This is a genomic window from Paraburkholderia oxyphila NBRC 105797 (assembly GCF_000685075.1).
Taxonomy (GTDB): Bacteria; Pseudomonadota; Gammaproteobacteria; order Burkholderiales; family Burkholderiaceae; genus Paraburkholderia; species Paraburkholderia oxyphila.
In genome coordinates this window covers 20833-28944 of record NZ_BAYD01000085.1, presented here as the reverse complement: position 1 = coordinate 28944, position 8112 = coordinate 20833, and the positions used below count along the sequence as shown (strand labels likewise).

8 protein-coding genes are annotated in these 8112 nt (G+C 66.4%); 4 read left to right on the top strand and 4 right to left on the bottom strand.

From position 1 onward, the window contains the following. Nucleotides 1-453: 453 nt before the first annotated feature. Nucleotides 454-1842, bottom strand: a complete 1389-nt coding sequence (locus BO1_RS35895) for an MFS transporter (protein ID WP_084688468.1) — start codon at nucleotides 1840-1842, stop codon at nucleotides 454-456. Nucleotides 1843-2271: 429 nt separating this feature from the next. Here BO1_RS35895 and BO1_RS35890 point away from each other — a divergent pair, with 429 nt between their 5' ends. Next, nucleotides 2272-2958, top strand: a complete 687-nt coding sequence (locus tag BO1_RS35890; protein WP_028221696.1) for an orotate phosphoribosyltransferase — start codon at nucleotides 2272-2274, stop codon at nucleotides 2956-2958. 127 nt (nucleotides 2959-3085) lie between these two features. Here the strand turns inward: BO1_RS35890 and BO1_RS35885 are convergent, their stop codons facing one another. Next, nucleotides 3086-3775 carry a response regulator transcription factor gene (locus BO1_RS35885; protein WP_028221695.1) on the bottom strand — a complete coding sequence of 230 codons (690 nt, stop codon included), beginning with the start codon at nucleotides 3773-3775 and terminating at the stop codon, nucleotides 3086-3088. A gap of 267 nt (nucleotides 3776-4042) precedes the next feature. On the opposite strand from BO1_RS35885, the gene BO1_RS35880 reads away from it, so the two are divergent. The 3 genes from BO1_RS35880 (at nucleotide 4043) to argC (ending at nucleotide 6204) form a co-directional block, all read left to right on the top strand. Next, a complete protein-coding gene (locus BO1_RS35880; protein ID WP_084688466.1) occupies nucleotides 4043-4687 on the top strand; it encodes a YbhB/YbcL family Raf kinase inhibitor-like protein in 645 nt (214 codons plus the stop codon). An 87-nt stretch (nucleotides 4688-4774) separates the two neighbouring features. Continuing rightward, complete coding sequence (locus BO1_RS35875; RefSeq protein WP_028221693.1) at nucleotides 4775-5002, top strand: hypothetical protein; 228 nt, start codon at nucleotides 4775-4777, stop codon at nucleotides 5000-5002. Nucleotides 5003-5256: 254 nt separating this feature from the next. Continuing rightward, a complete protein-coding gene (gene argC, locus BO1_RS35870; protein WP_028221692.1) occupies nucleotides 5257-6204 on the top strand; it encodes an N-acetyl-gamma-glutamyl-phosphate reductase in 948 nt (315 codons plus the stop codon). 388 nt (nucleotides 6205-6592) lie between these two features. Here argC and BO1_RS35865 read toward each other — a convergent pair whose 3' ends face one another. Together BO1_RS35865 and BO1_RS35860 are read right to left on the bottom strand one after the other, a co-directional pair. Beyond that, nucleotides 6593-6961 (bottom strand): response regulator, encoded by a 369-nt coding sequence (locus BO1_RS35865; RefSeq protein ID WP_028221691.1) that lies wholly within the window; start codon nucleotides 6959-6961, stop codon nucleotides 6593-6595. A gap of 255 nt (nucleotides 6962-7216) precedes the next feature. Beyond that, nucleotides 7217-8089, bottom strand: a complete 873-nt coding sequence (locus BO1_RS35860; RefSeq protein ID WP_028221690.1) for an NAD(P)-dependent oxidoreductase — start codon at nucleotides 8087-8089, stop codon at nucleotides 7217-7219. Between the last annotated feature and the right edge of the window lie 23 nt (nucleotides 8090-8112).

Genomic DNA, 8112 nt, shown 5'->3' with positions numbered 1-8112 from the left:
AAAGGTCGAGCTGGTTGGAGAGCGGCTTGGTGGGCGTGACCGAAATCTTGCCGGGCTTCGGATTCTGGTGATACGCGAGCGCGCTTTGCTTCAGTTGTTCATCCATTTTCGGGCCTGCCAGGACGTGAGAGACGAGTGAAGTTTTATGTTCGTAGGCCCGCCGGTTCGCGCGGCGCTCGCAGCCAAACCATAGGCGGAACGGCGCGGGCGAAATGGCGGGGGATTAGTGTACACCCCGCCATGATTGCGGCGAGTCGGGTCAAAGACTGATACCGGGAATTTGTGGCGCCCGCAAAGGGCCGTGGCGCTTGCGTCCTGGCGCGCACCCATGCGGTCCCGTACGATCCCGATGCGGCTCGCATGTGGCGCCACAGATGACGTCCCATGCGACGCGAGATGCGGCGTTGCGCCGCACCCCTACCCCCGGTATGCCCGTCCCGCCCGCTCCGGGGTTTACTCGAGCGCGGCGCCGCGCCGTTCAGGAATCAGAAAGAGCGTCGCGAGTATGTCCAGCACATAAATCGCCGCCAGCATGCCGAGCGCCGCCGTGAACGAATAGCGGGCCGCCATCGCGCCGACGGCGAGCGGCCCGAAGCCGCCCACGGCCCGGCCGATGTTGAAGAGCACGTTCTGGGCGGTGGCGCGCGCGGCCGTCGGATAGAGCTCCGAGATGAGCGCGCCATAGCCGCCGATCATGCCGTTCACGAACACGCCCATGGCCGCACCGCCAATCAGCAGCGCGAATGGCGTGCTCAGGTGCGCGTAGACGAACACCATCGCCACCGCCCCCACCTGATAGAACAGGAACGTGGGCCGGCGCCCGAAGCGGTCGGCGGCCACACCGAACAGCCAGATGCCGAGCGCCATGCCGGCGACGGTCGCGGCGGTCCAGAGGCCGGACTTCGTCAGCGAGTAGCCAAAGGATTTCGAAAGGTAGGCCGGCAGCCAGATCATCAGCCCGTAGTAGCCGAAGTTCTGCACCGAGCAGAGCACCGTCACGCCAAGACTCGCGCGCGCCGTGCGGGCGTCGGCGACCAGCAGGCCGAGCGCGCGCAGCCACGCGCCACGCTCGTGCGCCGGCGTCTGCGCCTGCGCCTGCGCCTGCGCCTGCGCCTGCGCTTGAGCCTGTGCCACGCGTGCCCGATGCGCGATAAAAAGCTCCGGCTCTTCAACGCCCCGACGCACGACGAACGACACCACAGCGGGCAGGAGGCCGATCGCGAACATGCCGCGCCAGCCGATCACCGGCAAGAGCCACGGCGTGAGCAGCGCCGCGGCAAGCACGCCCACCTGCCAGCCCAGCCCGACATACGAGGACGCCCGTGCGCGCAGCTGGGCGGGCCAGGCCTCGGCGACCAGCGCCATGCCGATGCCGAACTCGCCGCCGAGCCCAATGCCGGCAATCGTCCGATAGACGAGCAGGTCGGCGTAGCCGCGCGACAGTGCGCAGAGTCCGGTGAAGACAGCGAACACGAGGATCGTCCAGGTGAGCACGCGCACGCGCCCGAAGCGGTCCGAGAGCAGCCCGAACACGATGCCGCCCACGACCGCGCCCACGAGCGTCCATGTGACGAGCGAGCCGGCTTGCGCACCCGAGAGATGCAGCTCCGCGCTGATGGCGGGCAGCATGAAGCCGAGCATGAGCAGGTCGAAGCCGTCCATCGCGTAGCCGAGCACCGAGGCGATGAGCGCGCGCACGGCGTGGCCGCTCGGGTGCGCCGCGTGGGCGTTATCGCTCGTATGCGGGATCGCGGCGGGCGCGATGGCGGTATCGGCGGGTGTGAGTCCCGAAGGCTCTGAAGGCGGCTCGGGGCGAGGTTCGGGACGAGAAGCGGCGGTCATTCGGACAATCCTCTTGTTGGGCGTGGGCCCGGCGAAAACCGGCGTGAGTTTACTGGCGGCCCCGCGCAGCCACAACCGCAAAGCATGGCCGGGCGCCAGGGATTCTGGCCACAGTGCAGTCGGCGCGCGAGTGGCACGCTCGGGCAGACCAAGCCGCGATCCCACCCTACAAAACCGCCAGACGCTGCGACAGTCACTGTCAGTGCGACTCGTCGGCGAACGTCAAGTCGGGTAAAATACCGGGCTACGCGCGCAAGAGAAGCCGCCCGGAGCGAGCGAGTCGCCTGAAGCCAAACCTCAGACGATCGACGCCATCCTGGCCGCGCATCGCGAGTTCCGACACATACCGTCCGGATTCGCCGTGCCAGCGCCATCGGGCCCATGCGAGCGCCCGCCTCCCGCACTCCACTCATATCCAAGGATTCGCCCATGACAGGCTACGATCGCCAGACGATCTCTGACGCAACCGCGAAAATGCTGCTCGAAGTGAAGGCCGTGCACTTCAATGCCGAAAAGCCCTTCATCTTCACTTCCGGCTGGGCGAGCCCGGTCTACATCGACTGCCGCAAGCTGATCTCGTATCCGCGCGTGCGCCGCGGTCTGATGGAAATGGCCGAGGCCACCATTCTGCGCGACGTCGGCTACGAGCAGATCGACGCCGTGGCCGGCGGCGAAACCGCGGGCATCCCGTTCGCGGCGTGGCTCTCGGACCGCCTGATGGTGCCGATGCAGTATGTGCGCAAGAAGCCGAAGGGCTTTGGCCGCAATGCGCAGATCGAGGGTCTGCTCACCGAAGGCCAGCGCGTGCTGCTGGTCGAGGACCTGACCACGGACAGCCGCAGCAAGATCAACTTCATCAACGCGCTGCGCACGGCCGGCGCGCAGGTGAACCACTGCTTCGTGCTGTTCCACTACAACATCTTCAAGGAAAGCGTCTCGGTCCTGAAGGACATCGACGTCGACCTGCACGCGCTCGCCACGTGGTGGGACGTGCTGCGCGTCGCCAAGGAATCGGGCTACTTCGAAACGAAGACGCTCGACGAAGTCGAGAAATTCCTGCACGCACCGGCCGAATGGTCGGCGGCGCACGGCGGCGCGACCGCGGCACCGCAGTAAGCCTGCGAGCGCGGTGCGCCGGGCTCCCCCGCCAGCGCGCCCCGCTCAAGCAAAAAGGCCATCTACCCGCAAGGGAGATGGCCTTTTTTTCATGCCTCGCGCAACCTCGTGCCGAGGCGGTGTGCACTCAGCCGGCCGCGCCATCTTCGGGCGCATGCGATGAGAGATTGAGCAAGCCATTGCTCTGCGCGTACTGGAACAACTCCGAGTCGCGATCGAGCCCGAGCTTGCGCATGGCCGTGTTCTTCTGCGTGCTGATCGTCTTGATGCTGCGATTGAGCTTTTCGGAGATTTCCTTGATCGTCATGCCGGACACGAAAAGCCGCACCACTTCGAGCTCGCGCTTCGAGAGGATCACTTCCTCGTTCTTGCCGCCGCTGTTGATGCGCAATGATTCGAGCGCAACCTTCACTTGCGGGCTCATATATTCGAGACCGCGGCTCACGTGCTGCACCGCGAGGCCGATATGGCTCAGGTCGTCGGACTTGTGGACTACCGCGATCACACCGAGCTCGCCCAGGCGCTTCAGGAGCGCCGCGTTTTCGAGCATCGTGAGGACGACGATGGGAATGTCCTGGAAGTTGCGGCGCAGATAGCCGATGAGCGGCAGGCCGTCACCGTACTGGCCGCCTGGCATCGCGAGATCGGTCACGAGCACATCGCATGGCGTGGTCTGCAGCGCCTTGATCAGTTCGGTGGACTGACGGGCACGCCCGACGACCTGAATGCCCGGAAACTTGAGCAGCGCATGCTCCGCGCCGAACAAGATCACCGGATGATCGTCCGCGACTACGACCCTGATTGGCTGCTGCTGCATTACCCCTCCGTGGAGACAGTCCTGCTTGTCTTTCTTTCTGATCGGCCATCTGCCCGAGACACCCCACACCCCCGATAAAGTCGCTTCCTGTGTGGGCAGGAAAGCAGGCGACTATAGCCGATTTCCGCGCGCGCGCAGCCGTCAGGCGGCCAAAACGCGCTCGCTTATTGCCGTTATATTGAACGAAGTTCGATCCCGCGCACAATTCGAAACGAGCCGTCGGCGGTGTGTCACGCGTCTTTGACAAACATACAGGAGAACTGGACTATGCGCGTCTCACACGACCTTGCCTGTCGGACTACGCGTTCTGCGCTTCCGGCTGTAAAGGGTGCGCGCGTCATCAACCCGCGGACGATTGGCCGCCTCGGCGCAGGCCTCGCTGCCGGCTTCGTTGTCATCGCCCTGGCGTGTGCGGACGTTCACGCCCAAACCACGTTTGCACTCAGCAGCACGAACTTTCACGATGGCGCTCAGGTTGCCGCATCACAGGTGTTCAACGAGAACGGCTGCACGGGCGCGAATCGTTCACCGCAATTGGCATGGCGCAATCCACCGGCGGGAACGCGCAGCTACGTCGTCACGATGTTCGATCCCGATGCGCCGGGCCCCGGCTGGTGGCACTGGGCCGCAGCCAACATTCCCGCGCGTGTGAATGCACTCCCCGAAAACGCCAGCGCCTCGGGTGCGCTCAAGCAGCTCGGCGCGCTGGAAGCGCTCAACGACTTCGGCGGCGCGGGCTACGGCGGCCCATGTCCGCCGCCGGGCAAACCGCATCGGTATGTCGTGACCGTCTATGCGCTCGGCATCGACAAGCTCGCGCTCGCCCCCGGCGCTCCTGCAGCCGTGTTCGATCGCGCGATCCACGGCGCCGCGCTCGGCAGCGCCCGGATCACCGTCACGTACGGACGCTGAAAGACGCTGGACACGCGGCTGCGGCTAACATGCCACGACGCATCCAGCGCTCCCCTCCTGTCGTCCAACCTTCCGTTGGAGCCATACATGTCTCGAATCGTCATTGCCGATCACAGCGGCTACGGCCACACGAAAAAACTTGCCGAGGCGGTGCTCGACGGCCTGCAAGGTGCGGGCGCCGATTCGAAGCTGCTGGCCGTCGCCTCGCCCGACGAAGCGCCACCCGCCGGCGATCTCGAAACCGCGCGGGCCTTCGGCGCGCACATCGCCGCGGTCACGGCCCGCTGGCTGGCCGGGCGTGCCGCCGCGGCTTGAAACGCGGGCGGCCTCGCGCTGTCATATCTTCTAAACGCGCCTCGCGCAAAGTGGGAGGGGGGCCTTCGCGCCCCAAGGCTGCGGCCAGCCCCGGCCTTACGGGTTACTCCCGATTTTTTTCCGCCGCTTGCCGCACCTCGAGCCGCCATCGGTCTTAAAATACCGTTCCGGCGCCGCATGGGTGAGCGCTGCGCGGCACGATTCGCCGGCGCGGCCGGCAGCGCCCGCAATCCCCGAGTTTCAGAGAGACCGAGATGAGCACGAAAGTTTTTGTCGACGGACAGGAAGGCACGACCGGCCTGAAGATTTTCGAATACCTGTCTGAGCGCGCCGACGTCGAGATCCTGCGGATCGACGAGGCGAAGCGCAAGGACGTCGAGGAACGCCGCCGCCTCATCAATGCGTCCGACGTGACTTTCCTGTGCCTGCCCGACGTCGCCTCGCGCGAGTCGGCCTCGCTCGTCGAAAACGAGCGCACGGTGCTCATCGACGCGAGCACGGCCTTCCGCACCCACGCCGACTGGGCCTACGGCCTGCCCGAGCTGACCCGCGCGCAACGCGAGCGCGTGCGCAACGCCAAACGCATCGCCGTGCCGGGCTGCCACGCATCGGCGTTCGTGCTGGCCATGCGTCCGCTCGTCGAGGCGGGGCTCGTGGCGCCCGATTTCGCGGCGCACGCCTACTCGCTCACGGGCTACAGCGGCGGCGGCAAGAAGATGATTGCGGAGTACGAGGCCGGCGGCAACGCGAAGCTCATGAGCCCGCGCCCCTACGCGCTCGGCCTCACGCACAAGCATCTGCCGGAAATGGCGTTCCACGGCGGCCTGAAGGGCGCGCCCGTGTTCACGCCGATCGTGGGCCCGTTCTACAAGGGCCTCGCGGTCACGACCTATTATTCGCCGCAGCAGCTCACGCGCCGCGCGAAGCCCGAAGATGTGCTGGCGCTCTACGCCGAGTACTACGGTGGCGAAAAATTCGTGCGTGTGATGCCGTTCAACGCCGAAGCCAACCTCGACGAGGGCATGTTCGACGTCCAGGCGAACAACGACACCAACCGTGTGGACCTGTTCGTGTTCGGCAACGACGAGCAGTTCGTGACGGTCGCGCGTCTGGACAATCTGGGCAAGGGCGCCTCGGGCGCGGCGATCCAGTGCATGAATCTCGCCATTGGTGCGGCGGAGGACACCGGCCTGAAGGCTTGATGGCTTGATGGCTTGAGGGCTCAGACGAGCCGCCAGCAACGCTGCGGCGGCTAAAGTGAAAAACCCGGCACTGCAAAGCGTCGGGTTTTTTGTTTATGGGTGGCGCTTGCGGGAAGCGCTGGCGCGCACCGGCTGACTGCGACGCAAATCGTGCGGGCAAAAAAAAGCCCGCCATGTTTGGCGGGCTGAATCCATATCAGAGGAGACATGGAGGAGACAGAAACAAGTATAGCGAACTACTTGGTGCGACGCAACATGTAAAGTAGTGTGGACCCTGAACGTTGCTAATAAGCAACAAAATGAGCCATCAGGATTACCCGGATAACGGGGCGCGGGTCCGGAACCGCGGGAATGGTGGCAGAGGGCGCCCAATGGGCCCTCAAGGCGCCTACTGGGCGACCATCGAGAGAATGAACGTCAACTGATCGAGCCCCACTGGCCGCACCAGATGCACGTCGAAGCCGGCGGCAAGCGCCTGGTCGCGATGGCGCGACTCGCCCCAGCCGCTCAGCGCGATCAGAAGCGGCGCGCGGGCGCCGCAGGCTTCGCGCAGCCGCCGCGCGAGGGCGGCCGGCTCGTCGTCGGGCGCGAGCGACAGCGCAACGATCGCCACGTCCGGCATGAAGCGCGCAGCGGCTTCGGCAGCGTCGTCGAGTGTTTTCGCCATGGCGGTCGCGTACTGGAGGTCGGCCAGCAATGTGCCGAGCCCTGCCAGCGACTTCTCGTCATGATCGGCGATCAGGATGCGCGTCTCCATCCGCCGTCTCCGTTCCAACTGGTTTGCATCGTTCCCCGTCCGCTCGCGTGGCTCGACGCCTGTGCAGCAGGCGCCTTATTCGTTCCACATTATCCACCGCGGCCCGGCCGGGCTTTGTGCGTCATCGAGCGGTCGTCTGAGGATTTTGACCGGCGAACCGGGCCGTTCGCTCCCTTGTTTGCCCCCACATCGCCATATCCAGCGACTGCGCCGACGCGATTCGCCACTTCGGACGCCGCCCGATTCACGCACCGCTCAGGCACGGCCCGCGCGGCGCGCCGCGACCTTGCCGAGCACCGCAAAGTCGCGCTCGCCGTCGCCGTGCGCAACGGCTTCGAGCAGGCTGTCGCGCAGCACGCTCGCGACGGGCAGCGGCGTCGCGACCGCGTCGGCGGCCGCCAGCGCGAGCCGCACGTCCTTCAGGCCGAGGCGCGCCTTGAAGAGCGCCGGCTCGTAGCGGTCTTCCGCGATCATGCCGCCGTAGCCCGCGTAGACGGGGCCCGGAAACGGCCCGGCGGTGACCACGTCGAGGAAGTCGCGCATTGCCACACCGTGGCCGCCCAGCAACGCGGCCGCCTCGCCGAGCGCCTCCACCGCCGCCGCCAGCATGAAGTTCGCGGCGAGTTTCATCACGTTCGCTTGCTGCGGCAGCGCGCCGATGCGCCAGGTCTTCTGGCCGATCGCGTCGAAGAGCGGCTGCACGCGGTCGATGGCCTCGGCGGCGCCCCCCGCAATGATCGTGAGCTTCGCCGCCGCCGCGGCGTCGGGCCGCCCGAGCACCGGCGCGGCGACGTAGTGCAGGCCGAGCTCGGCGTGCTCGCGCGCGAGCGTCTCGGCCAGCGCCACCGAAATCGTCGCCATGTTCACATGCACGAGGCCGCGCGGCGCGTGCGCGAGCAGCGCGGTGTCGACCACTTCGCGCAGCGCCGCGTCGTCGGCGAGCATCGAAATCACGGCGTCTCCGGTGAACGCCCCGGCAGGTGTCGCAACCGCGTGCGCGCCCGCGGCGGCCAGCGCCTCTGTCTTCTCCGGCGTGCGGTTCCAGACGCGCACCGTGTGTCCCGCCTTCAGCAAATTGGCGACCATTGCGGCCCCCATTTCGCCAAGGCCGATAAAGCCGATATCCATCGCCTGCTCCTTGAGGAGACGCC

Excerpts from the sequence above, each read along its gene's own strand:
- BO1_RS35860 (WP_028221690.1), bottom strand. The coding sequence starts at position 8,089 with ATGGATATCGGCTTTATCGGCCTTGGCGAAATGGGGGCCGCAATGGTC.
- BO1_RS35890 (WP_028221696.1), top strand. The coding sequence starts at position 2,272 with ATGACAGGCTACGATCGCCAGACGATCTCTGACGCAACCGCGAAAATG.
- BO1_RS35875 (WP_028221693.1), top strand. The coding sequence starts at position 4,775 with ATGTCTCGAATCGTCATTGCCGATCACAGCGGCTACGGCCACACGAAA.
- BO1_RS35865 (WP_028221691.1), bottom strand. The coding sequence starts at position 6,961 with ATGGAGACGCGCATCCTGATCGCCGATCATGACGAGAAGTCGCTGGCA.
- BO1_RS35880 (WP_084688466.1), top strand. The coding sequence starts at position 4,043 with ATGCGCGTCTCACACGACCTTGCCTGTCGGACTACGCGTTCTGCGCTT.
- argC (WP_028221692.1), top strand. The coding sequence starts at position 5,257 with ATGAGCACGAAAGTTTTTGTCGACGGACAGGAAGGCACGACCGGCCTG.
- BO1_RS35885 (WP_028221695.1), bottom strand. The coding sequence starts at position 3,775 with ATGCAGCAGCAGCCAATCAGGGTCGTAGTCGCGGACGATCATCCGGTG.
- BO1_RS35895 (WP_084688468.1), bottom strand. The coding sequence starts at position 1,842 with ATGACCGCCGCTTCTCGTCCCGAACCTCGCCCCGAGCCGCCTTCAGAG.